This window comes from Streptomyces sp. NBC_01689 (assembly GCF_036250675.1).
Taxonomy (GTDB): domain Bacteria; phylum Actinomycetota; class Actinomycetes; order Streptomycetales; family Streptomycetaceae; genus Streptomyces.
Genome location: NZ_CP109592.1, coordinates 5342395 through 5362034, shown reverse-complemented (window position 1 = coordinate 5362034; position 19640 = coordinate 5342395). Strand labels below are relative to the sequence as shown.

17 protein-coding genes are annotated in these 19640 nt (G+C 73.0%); 7 read left to right on the top strand and 10 right to left on the bottom strand.

Annotated features, from left to right (window positions below; all coding sequences use genetic code 11):
• Positions 1 to 279 precede the first annotated feature (279 nt).
• Both OG776_RS22800 and OG776_RS22795 read left to right on the top strand, forming a co-directional pair.
• Positions 280 to 1071: a winged helix-turn-helix transcriptional regulator gene (locus OG776_RS22800; RefSeq protein WP_148009098.1), complete on the top strand. Its 792-nt coding sequence runs from the start codon at positions 280 to 282 to the stop codon at positions 1069 to 1071.
• 50 nt (positions 1072 to 1121) lie between these two features.
• Positions 1122 to 2144, top strand: coding sequence for a LacI family DNA-binding transcriptional regulator (locus OG776_RS22795; protein WP_148009099.1), 1023 nt, complete (start codon positions 1122 to 1124; stop codon positions 2142 to 2144).
• Positions 2145 to 2519: 375 nt separating this feature from the next.
• Here the strand turns inward: OG776_RS22795 and OG776_RS22790 are convergent, their stop codons facing one another.
• Entirely contained in the window at positions 2520 to 4226 is a 1707-nt protein-coding gene (locus OG776_RS22790) for a trypsin-like serine protease (protein ID WP_261994516.1), read from the bottom strand.
• Between the two features lie 410 nt (positions 4227 to 4636).
• Between OG776_RS22790 and OG776_RS22785 the strand changes: the two genes are divergently transcribed.
• The 4 genes from OG776_RS22785 to OG776_RS22770 all read left to right on the top strand — a co-directional run bounded on the left by OG776_RS22785 (position 4637) and on the right by OG776_RS22770 (position 8569).
• Positions 4637 to 5800: a S1C family serine protease gene (locus tag OG776_RS22785; RefSeq protein ID WP_329322465.1), complete on the top strand. Its 1164-nt coding sequence runs from the start codon at positions 4637 to 4639 to the stop codon at positions 5798 to 5800.
• Positions 5801 to 5969: 169 nt separating this feature from the next.
• Positions 5970 to 6209, top strand: coding sequence for a hypothetical protein (locus OG776_RS22780; protein ID WP_148009102.1), 240 nt, complete (start codon positions 5970 to 5972; stop codon positions 6207 to 6209).
• A gap of 159 nt (positions 6210 to 6368) precedes the next feature.
• Positions 6369 to 7100 (top strand): response regulator transcription factor, encoded by a 732-nt coding sequence (locus OG776_RS22775; RefSeq protein ID WP_148009103.1) that lies wholly within the window; start codon positions 6369 to 6371, stop codon positions 7098 to 7100.
• Positions 7097 to 8569 (top strand): sensor histidine kinase, encoded by a 1473-nt coding sequence (locus OG776_RS22770; protein ID WP_148009104.1) that lies wholly within the window; start codon positions 7097 to 7099, stop codon positions 8567 to 8569. The genes OG776_RS22775 and OG776_RS22770 overlap by 4 nt, the downstream gene beginning before the upstream one ends.
• A 33-nt stretch (positions 8570 to 8602) precedes the next feature.
• Here OG776_RS22770 and OG776_RS22765 read toward each other — a convergent pair whose 3' ends face one another.
• The 3 genes from OG776_RS22765 to OG776_RS22755 form a co-directional block, all read right to left on the bottom strand.
• Complete coding sequence (locus tag OG776_RS22765; RefSeq protein WP_329322464.1) at positions 8603 to 9562, bottom strand: hypothetical protein; 960 nt, start codon at positions 9560 to 9562, stop codon at positions 8603 to 8605.
• Between the two features lie 307 nt (positions 9563 to 9869).
• Entirely contained in the window at positions 9870 to 11219 is a 1350-nt protein-coding gene (locus OG776_RS22760) for an LmeA family phospholipid-binding protein (protein ID WP_443077278.1), read from the bottom strand.
• A 125-nt stretch (positions 11220 to 11344) separates the two neighbouring features.
• Entirely contained in the window at positions 11345 to 13144 is a 1800-nt protein-coding gene (locus OG776_RS22755; protein ID WP_329323747.1) for a bifunctional metallophosphatase/5'-nucleotidase, read from the bottom strand.
• Positions 13145 to 13493: 349 nt separating this feature from the next.
• Here OG776_RS22755 and mshD point away from each other — a divergent pair, with 349 nt between their 5' ends.
• The gene (gene mshD / locus OG776_RS22750) at positions 13494 to 14420 is read left to right on the top strand and encodes a mycothiol synthase (protein WP_148009107.1); all 927 of its coding nucleotides are present in this window, start codon (positions 13494 to 13496) and stop codon (positions 14418 to 14420) included.
• Positions 14421 to 14696: 276 nt separating this feature from the next.
• Here the strand turns inward: mshD and OG776_RS22745 are convergent, their stop codons facing one another.
• The 6 genes from OG776_RS22745 to OG776_RS22720 form a co-directional block, all read right to left on the bottom strand.
• Positions 14697 to 15341, bottom strand: a complete 645-nt coding sequence (locus tag OG776_RS22745; protein ID WP_329322462.1) for an ABC transporter — start codon at positions 15339 to 15341, stop codon at positions 14697 to 14699.
• Between the two features lie 53 nt (positions 15342 to 15394).
• Positions 15395 to 16936 carry an ABC transporter permease gene (locus OG776_RS22740; RefSeq protein ID WP_148009108.1) on the bottom strand — a complete coding sequence of 514 codons (1542 nt, stop codon included), beginning with the start codon at positions 16934 to 16936 and terminating at the stop codon, positions 15395 to 15397.
• The gene (locus OG776_RS22735; protein WP_148009109.1) at positions 16933 to 17796 is read right to left on the bottom strand and encodes an ABC transporter ATP-binding protein; all 864 of its coding nucleotides are present in this window, start codon (positions 17794 to 17796) and stop codon (positions 16933 to 16935) included. Before OG776_RS22735 ends, OG776_RS22740 begins: the two co-directional genes overlap by 4 nt.
• A gap of 181 nt (positions 17797 to 17977) precedes the next feature.
• Positions 17978 to 18196, bottom strand: coding sequence for a hypothetical protein (locus tag OG776_RS22730; protein ID WP_148009110.1), 219 nt, complete (start codon positions 18194 to 18196; stop codon positions 17978 to 17980).
• Complete coding sequence (locus OG776_RS22725) at positions 18193 to 19086, bottom strand: zf-HC2 domain-containing protein (RefSeq protein WP_148009111.1); 894 nt, start codon at positions 19084 to 19086, stop codon at positions 18193 to 18195. The genes OG776_RS22730 and OG776_RS22725 overlap by 4 nt, the downstream gene beginning before the upstream one ends.
• Entirely contained in the window at positions 19083 to 19625 is a 543-nt protein-coding gene (locus OG776_RS22720) for an RNA polymerase sigma factor (protein WP_148009112.1), read from the bottom strand. Before OG776_RS22720 ends, OG776_RS22725 begins: the two co-directional genes overlap by 4 nt.
• Between the last annotated feature and the right edge of the window lie 15 nt (positions 19626 to 19640).

The window sequence follows — 19640 nt, the reverse complement described above, 5'->3', positions numbered from 1 at the left end:
CTTTCTGAGGCGTTGTATACGAAGCGGGAAACCGCCGGTGTACGGAGCCCACGGAGGCACGGCGGTTCCCCGGGACGCGGGAGCCGCGCACAGGGGAAGAAGCAAGGAAGCAGTGCCGCAGACTCCCCCACCGCCTCGTGCGCGTGGGAGGTACCCCCATACAGGGACCGAGGAGGAACCAGAGGTTATGGGCGAGCGAACCGTGCACGAACGCAGGACGAACCAGGCGTGGGGATACCCCCTGCTCGAGCGAGGCCGGGAGCTCGGAGGTGGGGCGCGATGAGTTCTCTGCTGCTCCTGACCAACGCCCTCCAGCCGTCGACGGAGGTGCTTCCCGCTCTCGGTCTGCTGCTGCACAACGTGCGGGTGGCTCCGGCGGAAGGCCCCGCCCTCGTCGACACCCCCGGCGCCGACGTCATCCTGATCGACGGCCGGCGGGACCTCCCGCAGGTGCGCAGCCTGTGCCAGCTGCTGCGCTCGACGGGACCGGGCTGTCCCCTCGTCCTCGTCGTGACGGAGGGCGGCCTCGCGGCCGTCACCGCCGACTGGGGCATCGACGACGTTCTCCTCGACACCGCCGGTCCGGCCGAGGTCGAGGCCCGGCTGCGGCTCGCCATGGGCCGGCAGCAGATCGTCAACGACGACTCCCCCATGGAGATCCGCAACGGCGACCTCTCCGTGGACGAGGCGACGTACAGCGCCAAGCTCAAGGGCAGGGTCCTCGACCTGACCTTCAAGGAGTTCGAGCTCCTCAAGTACCTCGCGCAGCACCCGGGCCGCGTCTTCACCCGCGCCCAGCTGCTCCAGGAGGTCTGGGGCTACGACTACTTCGGCGGCACGCGGACGGTCGACGTGCACGTACGACGGCTGCGCGCCAAGCTCGGCCCCGAGCACGAGTCGCTGATCGGAACGGTCCGGAACGTCGGTTATCGATTCGTTACGCCGGAGAAGGTGGAGCGGGCCGCGGACGAGGCGAAGGCCAAGGCCGCCCAGCCAAAGGCGGCGGATGCGGACGAGACGGCGCACCTCGACGCCGCGCCCGCCGTCGAGGCCGGAGCCGAGGGCCGGTAAGCCTCCGTACGCCCTGCCCAGAGGCGGGTCCATCCGCGTAGACTCCGCGCGTGGCCAAGGTGACGAGGGACGATGTGGCACGACTGGCGGGTACCTCCACCGCGGTCGTCAGCTATGTCATCAACAACGGACCGAGGCCGGTCGCCCCGGCCACGCGCGAGCGCGTTCTCGCCGCGATCAAGGAGCTGGGGTACCGGCCCGACCGGGTGGCCCAGGCGATGGCGTCCCGGCGGACCGAGCTCATAGGCCTGATCGTGCCGGACGCGCGCCAGCCCTTCTTCGGGGAGATGGCGCACGCGGTCGAGCAGGCCGCGGCCGAGCGCGGGAAGATGGTGCTGGTCGGCAACTCCGACTACGTCGCCGAGCGCGAGGTCCACTATCTGCGCGCGTTCCTCGGTATGCGGGTCTCCGGCCTGATCCTCGTCAGCCACGCCCTCAATGACAACGCTGCCGCGGAGATCGAGGCCTGGGACGCCCGGGTCGTGCTGCTGCACGAGCGCCCCGAGGCGATCGACGACGTGGCGGTGGTCACCGACGACATCGGCGGCGCCCAGCTCGCCACCCGCCACCTCCTCGAACACGGTTACGACTACGTGGCGTGTCTCGGCGGCATCGCGGAGACCCCCGTGGTCGGCGACCCGGTCTCCGACCACGTCGAGGGCTGGCGGCGCGCCATGCAGGAGGCGGGCATCCCCACCGAGGGCCGCCTCTTCGAAGCTCCGTACAACCGCTACGACGCCTACCAGGTCGGCCTGCAGCTGCTCGCCGGCCCGGACCGGCCGCCCGCCATCTTCTGCTCCACCGACGACCAGGCGATCGGCGTGCTGCGCGCCGCCCGCGAGCTGCGCATCGACGTGCCGGGAGAGCTGGCCGTGGCCGGCTTCGACGATGTCAAGGAGGCCGCGCTGACCGACCCGCCGTTGACGACGATCGCATCCGACCGGTCGGCGATGGCCCGCGCGGCGGTGGATCTCGTCCTGGACGACGGTCTGCGGGTCGCGGGGTCGCGCCGCGAGCGGCTGAAGGTGTTCCCGTCACGGCTGGTGGTACGGCGGTCCTGCGGCTGCGTGTGAGCCCCCGGCCCGGTCTCCGGTCGCGGCCCGTCACCCGGACCCCGTTTGGGGGCCCGGCGTCCGGGGCCGTCGCCCCGCCCCTGGACCCCGCTCGCCCCGACGCCTCGTCCGCGAACGCGCGGCGACCCGGATGCGCGGGTCCGCGCCCGAGGCAATCTCGCCGTGCCCAGGACACGGGTCCACGCCGAAGGCTCCGAGGGGGATCCCGGCCGGACGGCATGCGAGGCCGAGGCCGTGCGGGCGGAACAGGGCGGGCGTCCGGGGGCGGAGCCGCCGGGAATCGACACCGGCGCGGACGGAAACGGCACGTCGGCCCCGCGGATCGCGGGGCCGACGTGTGGGTGTCCGGCCCACGGGAACCGCGGGCCGGACCGGTCAGAACAGCAGGTTGTACTGGTTGAAGCCGGTACCGAGGCTCTTGCGCGCTCCGAAGAGGTCGCTGGAGGCCTTGTTGGTGCCGGGGTAGAGCCAGAGCGTGCCGCCCGAGTCGCGGGTGATGACATCGGCGATGCCGTCGCCCGTGAAGTCACCGTTGGAGACGTACGAGGTGAAGTTCCAGCCCGTACGCGCCTGGATGCGCGCCGACCACGGGGTGTGCTCGACCTGCGTGCCCCGGTAGAGGTACAGGACGCCGGAGCTGTTGCGGACCAGCAGGTCCGCACGGCCGTCGCCGGACAGGTCTCCGTGGCCGAAGATCTTGACGTTCTTCCAGGCCTTGTCCACGACCTTGACGCGGCCGTAGAACTCGCCGTTGCCCTTGCCCGGGTAGAGGTAGACCGAACCGTCGGCGTCCACCGCGACCAGGTCGGGGCGGGCGTCACCGGTCATGTCGCCGGGGATGGCGTACGACTTGTAGCCGCCCCACACCGACGTGATCTGCATCCACTCGAACTCGTTCGTGCTGTGGTTCAGGTAGCTGCGGTAGAGCTTGCCGTCGGTCTTGTCACGCTCGATCAGGTCCTGGAAGAAGTCCCGGTCCAGGTCGGCCTGCAGGACCCAGCTGGCGTACTGCCAGTTGGCACCCTGGTAGGCGCGCGTGGTGAGCGAGGTGCCCTTGCTGTCCTGCTCGAACAGGCCCCCGGAGGGGGTGCGCTCCAGCAGGTCGGCCTTGCCGTCGAAGGTCAGGTCCGCGTCGTCGATGCGCGGCTGCGCGGCCCAGGTGTACGAGGACACCTTGGTGAAGACGGGGTAGGCGCCCTTCGCGGTGCAGCCCGCGACACCCCACGAGACGATGCCGACGACCTTGCCGCCGACGATCACCGGGCCACCGGAGTCACCGTTGCAGGGGCTCTTGGTGCCCTCGTCGGTGCCGGTCGCCGGGGTGCCCGCGCAGAACATCGAGCCCTCGACGAAGTCGTCCTCGCCGAGCACCGTCCGCATCGCGCTGTTGCAGGTGGAGTCGGCGACGACCGGAAGGGTCACCTTGCGCAGCGTGGCCGACAGGTCCGCGCCGTCGGCGCCGGAGGTCAGTCCCCAGCCGTAGACGGTGGCGGAGCCGCCCGCCTTGTAGGACGCGCTGTCACCGGCGGCCACCAGCCGCTGCCACTGCTGCTCCAGCGGACGGTCCAGGGTGAGGACGGCGACGTCGTTCTGCAGGGTGTCGCTGTTGTAGTGCGCGTGGTTCCACTGGCGGTAGACGCCCGCGACCGTACCGGTCGTGTCGTCCAGCAGACCGGTGGCCCCGGCCAGCACCGCGCCGTTCTTGACCCAGTCCAGGCCGGCGACGCAGTGCGCGGCCGTCAGGACCTTGTTCGGGGCGACGAGCGTGCCACCGCAGAAGTAGCCGGTGCCGGCCGCGCTGTCGTAGTAGGAGAGCTGGACCATCCACGGCGCGGAGGAGATGGTCGTCTGGGTGCCGCCGATGATGAACGGCGTCTTCTTGGCGTGGGTCGCCGGGGTCGCCTGGTCCTTGACGGCCTCGGCGACCCGGTGGCGCAGCTCCTTGTCGGAGACGGTCGGCTTCGCGAGCTGCGCCTGGCCGACGTTCGGCAGCGAGGGTCCGTCCGCCGCCTGGGCGGGCTGCGCCGCGAGTGCGCCGGCGCAGGTCAGCGCCAGCGCGAGAGCGGCCGTGGGCAACGCCATGGCGGGGCGTCTCCAGCGGTCGCGCAGAGCACGTATCACTCAGGGCTCCTGGGATGGGTGCGGGTGGGTCATGACGTGAGTGGCCCGAGAAGGGGCGTACGACGCACCGGCCCGCCCGACGACAGCGGTCGTCGGCCATGGCCGATCAACCGCCCGCGTCGACGCAGGCACCACCGCGGAGCCCCCCTCCGGCGCGGTGATCGTAGGCCTCACGCGCCCCAGAACACATGTACTGGACAGCAGACAGAAAAGTATTCGTCCGTCGCATTCCGTGACATCACCGCGCCGCAACCTTCTGTTTCCCTGACTCGCGGGCGTCCGGAGCGCCTTTATATCGGGCATACGAGGTTCTGTCGGGCTTCTCAGCGGGGACTCAGGGAGCTCTCATGATCGGGCGGGAGTCTCATCTCATGACCGAGAGCTTCCGCCGCAGCGGCGAGTACCCCCAGGGCGACGACCACCAGTCCCCGTACCTCCAGCAGCAGCCTGCCTCCTCTCCCGTGAACCCCGAGTGGCCCGCTCCGCCGGCGTACGCGCCGGCCCCGCCGGCCGCCGTCGAACCGGGCACCACCGTGTGGCCGGGCTCCGGTCAGGACGGCAGCGGCGCGGCCGGCGGTCACGGCGGTGGCGCCCACGCCGGGTTCCCCGAGCAGCCGGCCGGGTCGGCGCGGAAGCGGCCGGCGAGGGGTCCGCTGGCCCTGATCGCCGCGGTCGCGATAGTCGCCGCCGCCATCGGGGGTGGCACCGCCTACGGCATCCAGGAGCTGACCGGCAAGGACACCGTGGCCGGCAGCAGCACCAGCACCACCGTGGTGCCCACCGCCAAGAGGGGCACCGTCGCCGGTGTCGCGCAGGCGGTCAGCCCCAGCATCGTCGAGGTCAGCGCGACCTCGAACGCCGGATCGTCCACCGGTTCGGGCGTGATCGTCTCGTCCGGCGGCGAGATCGTCACCAACAACCACGTCGTCGCGGGCGCCTCCGCGCTCAAGGTGCGGCTGAACGACGGGAAGTCCTACACCGCGAAGGTCGTCGGCACCGACAGCAAGAAGGACCTCGCGCTCATCGAGCTGCGGGACGCGCCCTCCGGTCTGAAGGTCGCCACGCTGGGCGACTCCGACGGCGTCCGGGTCGGCGACGACGTCGTCGCGATCGGCTCCCCCGAGGGGCTGACCGGCACCGTCACCAGCGGCATCGTCTCGGCCCTCGACCGCGACGTGACCGTCTCGACCGACGAGAGCCAGGGACAGGGACAGGGCCAGGGTCAGCAGGGCGGCGGCGACGGACAGTGGCCGTTCTCGTTCGGCGGCCGCCAGTTCAACGGCGACACCGGCTCCTCGACGACCACCTACAAGGCGATCCAGACCGACGCGTCCCTGAACCCCGGCAACTCCGGCGGCGCGCTGATCGACATGAACGGCAACATCGTCGGCATCAACTCCGCGATGTACTCGGCGGCTTCGGACTCCTCGTCCGGCTCGTCCGCCGCCGGCAGCGTGGGCCTCGGCTTCGCCATCCCGATCAACACCGTCAAGGCCGACCTGGCGAACCTGCGGGCCGGCGGCTCCGACAACTGACGGCGACCGGCTGCCGACGACGACCGGCGACCACCTACGACCGCTGACGACACCTGCTGACGACGACCGACGGCGACCGACGGCGACCGACGGCGACCGACGGCGACCGACGGCGACCGACGGCGACCGACAAGAGCACAGGACAGCACAGCACACCCAGGAGGTCGACATGATCAGGAAGCGGATCTCTCGGATTTCCCCGGTCACGCACTCCCGTGAGGGCGGCGATCCGGCCGGACTCGATCTGGCCCTCGCCGTCGCCCGTGAGCTGCACCTGCCGGTGCCGCGGGCCCCGGAGGTGACGCTCCCGCAGGCCGCCGTCCCGCAGTTGATGGGCCTGCGCACCCCCGCCACCCGCCCGCACCGCCGCAAGGTCCCGCTGAGCAGGCTCAGCGCGCTGCCGGGCTGAACCTTTCACGCCCGCACGGGGGACTTCTCCCGCACTCGACCCCTTTCCACCGGATCGAGACGGTTCTTCCCCGGCTGATCCTTTCCGCCCCCGCCCGGAAACGTGCGACGCTGAAAGCCGTCAGCCCCTCCACCCCACCGCACCCGAGGACTCCCGCCCATGAGCCCCGCCGAAGGCGACCGTGAACCCCAGCGCATCCTGATCGTCGACGACGAGCCCGCGGTACGCGAGGCACTCCAGCGCAGCCTCGCCTTCGAGGGATACGACACGCAGGTCGCGGTCGACGGCGCGGACGCGCTGGAGAAGGCGGCCTCCTACCGGCCCGAGCTGGTCGTCCTCGACATCCAGATGCCCCGGATGGACGGCCTGACGGCGGCCCGCCGGATGCGCGGCGCGGGCACCACGACCCCCATCCTCATGCTGACGGCCCGGGACACGGTCGGGGACCGGGTGACCGGCCTCGACGCGGGCGCCGACGACTACCTGGTCAAACCCTTCGAACTGGACGAGCTCTTCGCCCGGGTCCGGGCCCTGCTGCGGCGCAGTTCGTACGCGGCGACGGCGGGCACCGCCCCGGACGAGGACGCGCTCACCTTCGGCGACCTGCGCATGGACCTCGCGACCCGCGAGGTCACCCGGTCCGGCCGGGCCGTGGAGCTGACCCGCACCGAGTTCACCCTCCTGGAGATGTTCCTCGCGCACCCGCGCCAGGTCCTCACCCGTGAGCAGATCCTGAAGGCCGTGTGGGGCTTCGACTTCGAGCCGTCCTCCAACTCCCTCGACGTGTACGTGATGTACCTGCGCCGCAAGACCGAGGCGGGCGGTGAGCCGCGGCTCGTGCACACGGTGCGCGGGGTCGGGTACGTGCTCCGATCGGGCGGCGCGGAGTGATCAGACGCTTCAGGTCGCTGCCGATCCGTTCGCGGCTGGCGCTGCTGGTGGCGGCGGCGGTCGCCTTCGGGGTCGCGGCGGTCTCGGTGACCTGCTGGTTCATCGTGCGCGGCAAGCTGTACAGCGAGATCGACAACAACCTCCTGAGCCAGAAGCAGGCCCAGCAGTACCCCTTGGTCAAGTCCGTCCTCGACGACTGCCACAAGGAGCCGGCCAACGACGACAGCTTCTCCGGACGCTTCGACGACTACGCCCAGTTGATCAACTCGGACGGAACCGTCTGCGCCTTCGACTTCTCCGCGGGCGCGGTGAACGTCACCGACAGCGACAAGGCCGTGGCCAAGGACCCGCAGAGCATCGAGCCCACCCCGCGGAACGGGACCGACAGCAAGGGCAACGACGTACGGGTCCTGGCGCGACCGCTCATCGTCGTCAACTTCCCCAACGAACTCCCCACCACCCGGGTGCTCTTCAGCGACCGCGCCTACATGCTGGCCGTTCCCCTCAAGGGCACCGAGGCCACCCTGAACGATCTGGCGCTCGTCCTGCTGCTGGTCTCCGGGATCGGTGTGGTCGGCGCCGGAGCCGCGGGGCTCGCGGTCGCCCGCGCGGGCCTGCGCCCCGTCGACAAACTCACCGAGGCCGTGGAGCACGTGGCCCGCACGGAGGACCTCTCCATCCGCATCCCGGTCGAGGAGGACAACGACGACGAGGTCGCCCGTCTGACCCGCTCCTTCAACTCGATGACGTCCGCGCTGGCCAACTCCCGTGAGCTGCAGCAGCAGCTCATCGCGGACGCCGGGCACGAACTCCGTACCCCCCTGACCTCCCTGCGCACGAACATCGAGCTCCTCACCCGCAGCGAGGAGACGGGCCGCCCGATCCCCCCGGCCGACCGCAAGGCGCTCCTCGCCTCCGTCAAGGCCCAGATGACGGAACTGGCCTCGCTCATCGGCGACCTGCAGGAACTCTCGCGGTCGGACACGGGTCAGCAGGCGACCACCGTGACGACGGTCCCGCTCCAGGAGACGGTGGAGGCGGCCCTGCGGCGCGCACGGCTGCGCGGACCCGAGCTGACGATCACGGCGGACCTCCAGCCCTGGTACGTCCGGGCGGAGCCGAGCGCGCTGGAACGGGCCGTCGTCAACATCCTCGACAACGCGGTGAAGTTCAGCCCGGAGGGCGAGTCCGTCGACGTCGTCCTCAAGGACGGCGAACTGACCGTCCGCGACCACGGTCCCGGCATCCCCGCCGAGGATCTCCCGCACGTCTTCGACCGCTTCTGGCGCTCCCCGTCCGCCCGCGCGCTCCCCGGCTCGGGTCTGGGACTGTCGATCGTGGCGCGGACGGTGCAGCAGGCGGGCGGCTCGGTGTCCCTCCTGCCGGCCGAGGGCGGCGGCACCGTGGTGACGGTCCGGCTGCCGGGCGCGCCCACCCCGCCGCCGGACATGGCCCTGGAAGAGGAGTGACGGCCGGGCGCGCTCCGGCTTCCGGGGGCCGGCTCACCGGCCCCCGGACGGTGAGGAGCCCTCGGACCGCGCGTACGGCACGGGCCGGCCCGTGAACGCGTCCAGGAGGACACGGTCGCCGAGCGGCCCGGACGACCGCACCGTCACCTTCTGCCGCCGCATCTCGGCGGTGCACGGGCCTTTCCGCACCCCCGTGACACGGGCGGACAGCACCACGCTGTCCCGGCTCTCCAGCACGTCCACGACGGCGCCGCCGTCGCAGGACCCGTGCCCGGCGGCCACCGTGACCGACCGGCCGTCGGCGCCCACCCCGACCAGTCCGAGGAGGGGCGCCAGTTCGCCCTCGGACCGGTTCCGCGCCGGGCCGATCGGGGGTTCGGGCAGCCCGGAGGGGGCGACGGCGGCCCGCCGCAGCGGAGTGTCGTACCCCTCCAGGGAGAAGAGCCAGGCCGGCACCGTCGCCGGACCACGGCTGGTGGCGACCGTCATCGTGCCCCGCCGCGCCCCGGTCACGGTCAGGTGCGGACCGTCGTCGCGCCCGCGGGCCACGGACGCGTACGCCTCGCGTGCCGAGGTCAGCGGCAGGGAGAGCGGCGCGCCGCTCCTCCAGCGCACCTCCCCTTCCTCGTGCCCGGCCGCCGGCAGCGTGCCGCGCAGGACGAAGTTCTGTGCCGTGAAGGCCCGCTGGTCGGCTCCCTCGTGGAATCCGCCCGTCGGCGGCTGCAGCACTTCCCCCGCCGGGTGGTAGCCGGCGCGCCAGATCCGGGCCGCCCCGGAACCGTCCCAGGCGGCCGCGACCTGGCGGGCGCGGGCTTCCCTGCGCGCCTCCGCGCCGTCGTCGCCACCCCGCGCGCCGTGGTCCCCGGCCCTTTCACCGCCGCAGCCGGCCACGGCACCGGATCCGGTGGCGAGCAGGGCGAGTACGACCAGCACATACGCGGTACGCGGTGTCTTCGCAGTCGGTGTCTTCGTACGCGGTGTCCTCGTACGCATGGAATCCCCCAGGGCGGACGTCGGCCGACCGAGCTCGTGCGGTGCGGGACGGGACCCGCACCGCTCCTGTGACGCCCGGACCCCCCGCGGCGTTCGGTCCGGTCCGCCCCGGACCCACGCGATGCCGCGCCGTCACCCGTGACCGGTGACGCCCACCGGCCCGCCGGGCATCACCGGACGGCCCGCAGGGGGCGGGGCCCGGGCGCGGCCAGGCGTGTGTACGTTGCCGCCCCCCGGCGGGTGAGAGAGATTCTCAGGGCGGCCGGGGAACCTTTCGGCAGCTCACACAGGATCTGCACGGGGCTGGTCAGTGTCCGACGGAGAGTCCCGTTCCGGTCACCTCGACCCGTATCCCGTCCCGCTCCACCCTTACGTCCCGCAGCCGGATCCGTCCGTCCGCCGGATGCGGGAGCCGGAAGCCGAGGGAGAGCTGGTCGACGAGGACGGGACGGGTCAGCCGGGAGAGACCGTCGAGCAGGGCCGGGTCCAGTCCCAGCCGCTTCAGGAGCTCGGGATGGGCGGTCGCCACGTCGAGCAGGTTCAGGCGCATCGCCCGGTGGACGAAGGTCCGCGACCCCGTCAGGGAGGCGAGTTCGGCGTCGTCGCGCAGCGCCGTGCGCACGGCCGTGTCCGGCACGCCGAGCGTGCGGACGACGGACGGGACGGACAGCAGTGCCCTCGCCCTGGCGGTCTGGCTGCCGAGGCGGGCCGCCGAGCGCGGGGTGAGGTGCAGTCCCTCGGCGGCGCGGGCTCCGGGGCGGTACGTCGCCACGTCACCGATGTCCAGGCGCATTCCGTCGATGTGGGTGGAGATGCCGCGTGTCCCGTCCCGCCGGATGCGCGCGTCGGCCCGGAGCCGCAGATCGTGTCCGGCGACCGGCAGGGTGCCGCGCGCACGCACCCGGTCGCGGCCGTGTCCGGTGAACGTGACCTGCGAGGAGCCCAGTTCGCGGTTCAGGTCGGCGAAGGAGAGCAGCACCTCGCCGTGCAGCTCGGGGATGCGGGCGCCATGTACGGCGGTGGGCCCGTCACCGTCGAGCCGTACCCGCTCCGCGGTCGCCGACACCTTCGCCAGGGAGACCCGGTCGGCGGCCACGTCCGGCACGGTCACGCGCACGGAGTCCAGCCGCTCGTCGGCGAGTTGGGTCAGGAACGGGAAGCCGCCGATCTCGACCTCGGGGGCGGCGGCCAGGTGCAGCCGGTCCTGGAGCGTCCGCGAGGCCTGGTGCTCGGCGTACAGCAGCGCCCAGCGGTCGGCGAGCGTGAGGAACGCGGCGAGGGTCACGGCCAGGGCGGCCGTCTTCGCCGCGAACGGCAGTCCCGCGAGGCGCCTGCGGCGGCGCCGGCCGCCCCGGCGGTGGTCGGGCGGGGTCCACGGCTCGTCGTCCGGCTCCCCGGACGGCGGTCCACCGGGCCCGTGTTCCGGCTCCTCCTCATGGAGGAAGTCCTCCAGCGGGCCCGTGTCGCCGAGGGCACCGAGTTCGTCGTACGGGTTGGGGTGGCCGTACGGGTCCGGGCGGTGGTCCGGCGGGTCGTACGCGCCGGTGTTCAGAGGGCCGTCGGGGCGGGCGTGCGGGCGGCCGTGGGACCGGCCGTCCGGGTCCGGTCCGTGGGCGTCCGGAAGGGGATGCGCCGTCATGCGGTGGGGGGTACGCATCGTCTCATCCGACCATGCGTACCGCCCCCGGCCGCAACCGCAACCGTCCGGATGCGATCTACTTCACGATCTTCCCCGCCGCCGGTGTCCGGCCCCGACGGCGGGCCGAGCGGCCGCCCCGCTGGTCACCGGACGACCGTCACGCGGTCCGCCGCGGGCACCGGATACGGCGCCGTGGCCGAGGAGTTGGCCGTCAGATAGGCCTCGAAGGCGGCCAGGTCGTCGCCGCCGACCAGGACGTTCGTGCCCTTGCCGAGTTCGGTGAAGCCGTCACCGCCGCCCGCGAGGAAGGAGTTCATCGCGACGCGGTAGCCGGCGGCCGGGTCGATCGGCACGCCGTCGAGCCTGACCGAGTCGGCCACCACGCGGGCGGCGCCCGTCCTGGTGAGGTCCAGGGTGTAGGTCAGGCCCTTGGAGATCTGCAGGATCTTCGGCGAGGCCTCGTTCGCCCCGCTGACCTGCTGCTGGAGCGCGGTGATCAGCTGGGCGCCGGTGAGGTTCACCAGGTTGACGGTGTTGGCGAACGGCTGGACCGTGTAGGCCTCGCCGTACGTGACCACCCCGTCGCCCTCGCTGCCGCTCGCGGTGTAGATGAGGCCCGCGCGGATGCCGCCCGGGTTCATCAGCGCGACATCGGCCTCCGGGTCCACGGACCTGGCGTACGCGAGCTGCGCGTCGGCGATCATGTCACCGAGCGGGGACTCGGTGCCGGCGTTGCCGATCTCGCCCGCGATGTAGCCGATGGGGCGCGAGGCGACGGGGGCGGCGAGGGTGTTCCACTTCGCGATCAGGCCCGTCATGTCGGCGGCCTTCGCCACGTCACGGGTGACCACGTGGTTCGCGGACTTCACCGCCGTACGCGCGATGTCGCCCGTCCAGCGGTCGTAGGTCAGCGTGGTGTCCGTGTAGAGGCGGCCGAAGGAGGAGGCCGACGTCACCATCCGGGGGTTGCCCGCCGGGTCCGCGATCGTGCACGCGTACGCCTGGTGGGTGTGGCCGGTGACCAGCGCGTCCACGGCCGGCGTGACGTTCTTCGCGATGTCGACGATCGGGCCCGAGATGCCGTCCCCCGCGCCGGGGCTGTCGCAGTCGTAGTTGTACGACTGCGAGGCGGGCGCGCCGCCCTCGTGGATCAGCGCGACGATCGACTTCACGCCCTGGCGCTGGAGCTCCTTGGCGTACTTGTTGATCGTCTCGACCTCGTCACCGAACTTCAGGCCCTTGACGCCCTCGGCGGAGACGATGTTGGGCGTGCCCTCCAGCGTGACGCCGATGAAGCCGACCTTGACACCGTTCTTCTTCCAGACCCAGTAGGGCTTGAGGATCGGCTTCCTGGTCTTCTCGTCGGTGACGTTCGCGGCGAGGTAGGGGAAGTCGGCGCCCTTGAACTTCGCCTTCTTGTCGTAGCAGCCGTCCGTGGGATGGCAGCCGCCGTTCTGCAGACGGGCCAGCTCCTTGGCGCCCTCGTCGAACTCGTGGTTGCCGACGCTCGTCACGTCCAGGTCGAGCTTGTTCAGCGCGTCGACGGTCGGCTCGTCGTGGAAGAGCCCGGAGAGCAGCGGGGAGGCCCCGACCATGTCACCGGCGGCGGCCGTGATCGAGTACTTGTTGCTCTTCCGGGCGTCGCGCAGGTGCGTGGCGAGGTACTCGACACCGCCCGCGTCGACCGACTTCGTCGTCCCGTCCGGCTGCAGTTCCGTGACCCGGCCGGAGGAACCGGTCGGCGGCTCCAGGTTGCCGTGCAGGTCGTTGAAGGACAGCAGTTGCACGTCCTGGTAGCGGCCGCTGCCGTGGTGGTGCCGGGCGGTCGCGCGGTCCTGCCCCGCGCTCGCCGGCATCGCGGCGGCCAGGGCGGCGACGGTGGCCAGGCCCGCGGCGCCCGCGAGGAGGCGATGACTGCGTCTGTTCCGGAAGGTCGGCGGCATGAGATCCCCCTGGAGAGCGGTGAGAACGGTGAGCACGTCGAGAGCCACGAGTGTCACCGTCGCTGTGTGACGGCCGTGGCTTTGCACGCACTTTAGAATCAACGCGCGTAGCACACCAGGGGGTTCGGGGTTACGGACTGGTTGCCGTCGCCCCACCGGGGGACGCACGCACGGGGGCCGGGCGCGCACGCGCGGTGCGCGGGAGGGGGCGCGCGGGCCCGGGCGGGGAAGCGCCCCGGACGCCGCCGGGCGGTGCCGCGCCGCCCCGAAGGCCCTCCGTCCCGCCACGTTCCACATCCACGCCGCCCAGCTCCTTGTCCGGAAATGACCGCGCCGTACCCTCGTATCCATGACCAGCGACGACACCGCACCCCCCGCGCTCTCCCGTTCCATCGAGACCCGCGCCGCGCTCTCCCCGGCGCAGGCCGAGGACGTGCTCCGGCTCCTCGCGGAGGCCGCCCTGGCCGACGGGCAGCAGGCGGTCTCCGAGCAGGGCAGGCTCCAGCTCAAGGGCGGTGCGCGCGAGGGCGTACGGCACCTGCTGCTCACCCTCGGCGACACGCTGGTCGGATACGCCCAGTTGGAGGACACCGACCCGGTGGAGGCCCCGGCCGCCGAGCTGGTCGTGCACCCGGCGCACCGCGGGCACGGTCACGGCCGGGCGCTGGGTTCGGCCCTGCTCGCCGAGTCCGGCAAGCGGCTGCGGGTGTGGGCGCACGGCGGGCACTCCGCGGCCCGGCATCTCGCCCAGGTCCTCGGACTCACCCTCTTCCGTGAACTGCGGCAGCTGCGGCGGCCGTTGACCGACCTCGACCTGCCGGAGCCGAAGCTCCCGGACGGGGTGCGCGTCCGGGCGTTCGTGCCGGGCCGGGACGACGCGGCGTGGCTCGCCCTGAACGCCGAGGCCTTCGCCCACCACCCTGAGCAGGGTGCCCTCACTCAGCGCGATCTGGACGACCGCGAGGCGGAGCCGTGGTTCGACCCGTCCGGGTTCTTCCTCGCCCTGCGCGGCGACGAACTCGTGGGCTTCCACTGGACGAAGGTCCACGCCACGGAGGGACTCGGCGAGGTCTACGTCCTCGGGGTCAGCCCGGCCGCCCAGGGCAGCGGCCTCGGCAAGGCCCTCACCACGATCGGGCTCCGCCATCTCGCCGCGCAGGCCCTGCCGACCGCGATGCTCTACGTCGACGCCGACAACAGCGCGGCCGTCGCCGTGTACGAACGCCTCGGTTTCGTCACCCACGAGACGGACCTGATGTACCGCAGCGAGTCCTGACCCCCGGCGGGTCAGGGCCCACCGGCGCCGGTCCCGGCGCGCCTCCTCCCCGTCGGACCGGCAGGACCCGCGGGGACGAAGCGCCCACCCGCCCGGCGGGCCGGCCACGCCCGGGAGGCCCGGCACGGCAGCCGTGACACGACCGGTGCGATTCCGGGCGGGCGGGCCGCACCGGGCACGGGGTATCCGCCTCGCCTCGGACGCGGGTACCGGACGGCGGCCCCCGTCGGGTGCCCCGGACGGAGCCACCGTCGCCGCGGGCCGGGCCGAGGGGCCTCAGCGGCGGGCGAGGGCGCGCGGCCGCCAGGACCGTACGGGTTCCGGGCAGCACAGCGCGCAGAGCACCGCCGCCGCGGTCAGTACCACCGTCCACCGCTCGTGGGCGGCGTCCCAGTGCGGGTCGTGCACCGCCACGAGCAGCGCCCAGCGCTCCGGCAGCAGCACGGTCGGCACCGTCATCGCGGTGACCAGCAGCCCTGTCGCGACGGCCGGACCCGGCTCGGTCCGCTCCGTGAACCGCACGGCGGCGGACGCCACGGCCAGGGCGGTCACGGCGATCGCGGCCGCCTCCAGCGTGAGCGCGCCGGCCGGAGGCCGCGCCCCCTCGGGTACGAGGAGCAGCGCGACCGCCCACCAGAGCGCCGCGCCCGGCGCCACCAGGGCCATCCGCAGGGCGCTCCGCAGCGGCCTGCGGACCGGCACCGTCGCGGTGGTGTGCCGCGCCGGGTCGTCCAGCAGGAACGCCAGACCCACACCGAGCATCAGCGCGGCTCCCCGCAGCAGGTTGACGCACAGCCAGGGGTCCGGCGGCCCGGACTGCAGGCGGGGAATCCCGGCCAGCAGGAGCCCGAATCCGCCGCAGACCGCGAGGGCCGTCCGCGGCAGCGTGCGCCATACGGGCGGCAGCAGGGCCAGGATCACGGCGTACGCCCCGCCCGGCCGCGCGGTCCCGTCCGTAGCCGTGTCCGGCGCCCTCAGCCCCCGCACGAGTCACCGTCCGGGTCCGTAGCCACCGGCCCGGCGGGCACCCCCAGCAGCTCGGCGACCCGGGCCGTCGAGGTCTTCGGGGAGGTCAGCTGCGACCAGTGGGCCTTCACCCTGGCGGTGACCGCGTAGCGGGGCATCTTCAGCAACTCCCGTACGATCCGCGTCTGTTCCGCGGTCATCGCGAGCGGATCCGTGGGGGTCAGGACGATGGCGGAACCCGTGACGCTGTCGTCGAGGCGGACGTGCCGGAAGAGGGTCATCGGGTCGGACTCCGCGCCCAGCGCCAGCCACATGATGGTCACCATGCGGGCGTCGCACACCGCGCTGCCCGCCTTCTCGTTCCCCGCGACCAGGACGGAAGCGACGGCCACCGCGAACTCGGGGACCCGGTTGCCGCCCCAGGCGGTGCCCACGGTCACCCGGCCGGGCACGGCCGACGGGTCGAAGGCGGGGCTGTCCGTCAGACCGCCCCGGGCGTCAATGCGCTGCCGCACCGTCAGCCGCTCGCCTCCGGCGGCTCCGCCCGCGAGACCCTGGACCCGGTGGACGACCGCGGCCCAGTCGGCCGTGCGGCCCCTCCACTCGGGGAAGGCGCAGTACGTCGAGGTGCCGTGCTCCAGGCACGACTGGACCTTCTCGGGGGTGAGCGAGTCCCGTTCGCGGGCGGCGAGCGTCGCGGCCGGGGTGCCGCCGGACTGCGCGACCGCCCCCACCAGCGTCAGCGCCAGCGCACCCGCGAGGATCGCCTGGACGGTCCTCGAACGCCCGCCGGCGGCCAGCACGGCGAGCACCGCCACGGACAGGGCGAGCCCGAGGAGGTACAGCGCGTGCCAGGCCGCGGGGCGGCCCAGCAGGTCGGAGGGGAACGGCCTGGAACCGGTCTCGGTGACGACCGGCGCCAGCCAGGTCGTCCAGTCGCCCCCACCGGAGACGCTCGCGCCCAGGACCTGGGTGAAGAGCAGGAAGACGAGCAGGACCGGCGCGGCGAACGCGGAGCGGACCAGGCGGCCGAGGAGGACCCCGAGTTCACCGAAGAGCAGCACCGTCAGCGGGCCGACGGCCAGCTCCCCGGGTGAACCGTGCCCGACCGCACCGGGCTTGAGCGACTCCCAGGTGAACTGGACGGTGACGCAGACCGCGACGAACAGGGCCGCCGGGACGACGGACAGCGCGTGGCCGACCGTACGCCGCCACGGCTCGACGACGAGCACCCCGAAGTGGCGTTCCGTGTCGTGGCGGTGGGAGCGCAGGACGGCGCGGTTGACCCACAGCATGACCGAGAGTCCGACGAGCATCGGCACGCTCTGGGTGTCCCGGTCGACGTCCTGCAGCGCCGGGTAGTCGTCCGTCCCGCTGGTGCACTGCCACACGATCCAGGCGATGTACAGCAGCACGATCCCGAGGAAGGACAGTTGGAGGCGCAGTTCGCGTGCCTCGAAGCGGGCGAGGGCGGCCACGGCGGCCCAGCGGCGGCGCGGCTCCGGGTCCTGCCCGACGGTCCGCGCGGGGGTCTCCAGTGCGGTACTCATCCCGCGGTCACCTCCGCGGGCGTGCCGTCGAGGGTGAGCAGGTAGCCGTCCTCCAGGGTCGGTTCGAGGAGGTCGGCGCCCGTCGGCGGGTCGCCGACATTGCGGAAGGAGCCCGTGCCGGTACGCCATCCGGCGCGTGCGGCCGGGTCGCGCTCGGTGCTGCTCCACACATGTCCGGCGGCGCGTGCGGCCAGGTCGGCGGGGGTGCCCTCGAAGAGGACGCGTCCGCCGGCCATCACGATGACGCGGTGGCAGAGCATCGCGACGTCCTCGGTCTGGTGGGTGGACAGGAGCACGGTGCGCTCCTCCCCGGCCCGGGCGATCAGTTCCCTGAAGCGCATGCGCTGTTCGGGGTCGAGGCCGACGGTGGGTTCGTCGAGGACGAGGAAGCCGGGGTCGCCGACGAGGGCGGCGGCCAGCGCGACCCGCTGACGCATTCCGCCGGACAGCTTCTTGATCCGCTTGCCGCGTACGTCGGTCAGGTCGACGGATTCCAGGACCTGGCTCACCTCGCGGTGCCGGGCGGTCCGGTCCGTCCGCTCCTTGAGGATCGCCACGTAGTCGACGAACTCGAAGGCCGTGAAGTCCGGGTGGAATCCCGGGGTCTGCGGCAGATAGCCGAGCCTGCGCCGGACGTCCTGCCGTCCGGACGTCGTGGCCGGGTCGTGTCCGAGCACCGTGAAGGCGCCGCGGTCCGCGGGCACCGCGGTGGCGAGCACCCGCAACAGGGTCGTCTTTCCCGCCCCGTTGGGACCGATGAGCCCGGTGACGCCTTCCTGGAGCCGGAGCGAGACGTCGTCGAGGGCGGCGGTCCTGCCGTAGTGGAGGCTCAGCCCGGAGGCGGAGACGGTGGGGGTCATGCGGCGCTCCTGCGGAAGTGGTCGAAGGAAGGGAACGGAAGGGGCGGAAGGCAAGAAGACGAACAAGAGGAGCAAGAAGAACAAGAGGTAGAAGGGAGAGAAGGGCGAGACGGGGAATCCGCGGCGGGGGTGGACGGAAGGGGCCCGACGGTGCGGGCGGGAGGCGTGACCACCGGCGCCCTCATCCGTCGCCCCCGCCGGTGTCCCCTCCGGTGTCTCCTCCGAGGTCCCCTCCGAAGGCGCTTCGGCGACCGCGCGGGGCACGGACGGCCAGGAGGAGCAGTTCGGCCGCGAAGGCCAGGAGCGAGAGGGCCATCAGCAGCGCGGCCTTCAGGAGACGCAGCCGCCGCTCCCCACGGGTGACGGGGCCGGCCTGCGCCGCGGGGGTGCGGTCCGTCATCCCCGGCCTCCCTGGGTGAACCCCGGGAACGGCCGCCGGGGGAGCGACGCGTCGAATCCGTCGCGCAGCAGGTACAGCAGCCCGGCGGCCAGTACGGCCACCGCCGCGGCGACACCCTGTCCGGCCGCCGTGAACGGCGCGAGCGTCCCGTGGTGGGGGCCGCCCGCGGACGCCGTCAGCGCGAGCAGCGTCACCCAGACCGTGGCGACCACTCCGGGCGCGAGGACCGGGCCCAGCCGGGGGGTCAGGGCGAGCCCGGTCCCGGTGAGGGCCAGGGCGGGCAGCAGCCAGGCCAGTGCGCGCAGCCCGTACGCGGGCAGGGCGAGGGTGGCGAGACCGTTCAGGCCGAGGACGACGGCCAGCACGGCGAGGGTACGGATCATCAGCAGCCGGAACCCGTGGGTCGGCGAGACGACCGCCATCTCGTACGTCGGGTCGAGCGCGGGGCCGTAGGACAGCGCGACCCCGGCGAGCGGGAGCAGGGGCGCGAGGGCCAGGAACAGGTTGGGCGCGGCGGCGGACTGCGCCGAGTTGGCCGCGGCCACGGTCATGACCAGCACGGCGGCGACCGCTCCCAGCCAGGAGCGGCGCAGCACGGGTGCGGCGGCCAGCAGACGCGCGGTGTGGTCGGCGACGCCGACGCGCACCAGCAGCGACTCGACCAGGCGCGGGCGCGGCGCGTCCAGTTCGGCGTCGAGCCGCTCCCAGCCGGCCGCCAGCGCGACCGGGTCGGCCGCCGCGGCGAGCGTCTCCCGGCAGCGTGCGCACGCGGCGAGGTGGGTGTCCGCGGACCAGAGCCGGGGCGGGGTGAGTTCTCCTCGCGCGTAGGCCCGGATGTCGTCCTCCGGCACGTGCCAGGACGTGCCGGTGTCCCTGTCGATGCCGCTCATGCCAGTGCCTCCCGCAGCTGCTTGCGGGCCCGCAGGGCCCGCGTCTTGACCGTGCCGGGCGGAATGCCGAGCAGGACGGCCGCCTCCCTGGTGGTGAGACCGTCGATCACCGTGGCCTGGAGCACCGCCCGCAGTTCGGGCGAGAGCCGGACGAGGGCGCCCGCGAGGTCTCCGTGCTCCACCCCCGCGAGCACGCGTTCCTCGGCGGACGCCTCGTCCCGGTGGCGCAGGCGGGCCAGGGCCTGCCGCAGGCGGCCCCGGGCGCCGTCGCCGCGCAGGGTGTCGATCAGCCGTCGGGAGCCGACCCGCCAGAGCCAGCCGGCGGCGTCGCCCTCCTCCCGGTAGCGCGCGGTGCCGCGCCAGACGGCAAGGAAGGTCTCCTGCACGACGTCGTCGACGACCCCGGGGTCCGCGCACCGGCCGCGCAGGCGCGCGGTCAGCCACGGCGCGTAGCGCCGGTACAGCTCCTCGAAGGCGCGACGGTCCCCGTCCGCCGCGATGGCCCGCAGCAGCTCCCCGTCGCTTCTCGTTTCCCTCACGTCACCTCATCGGAC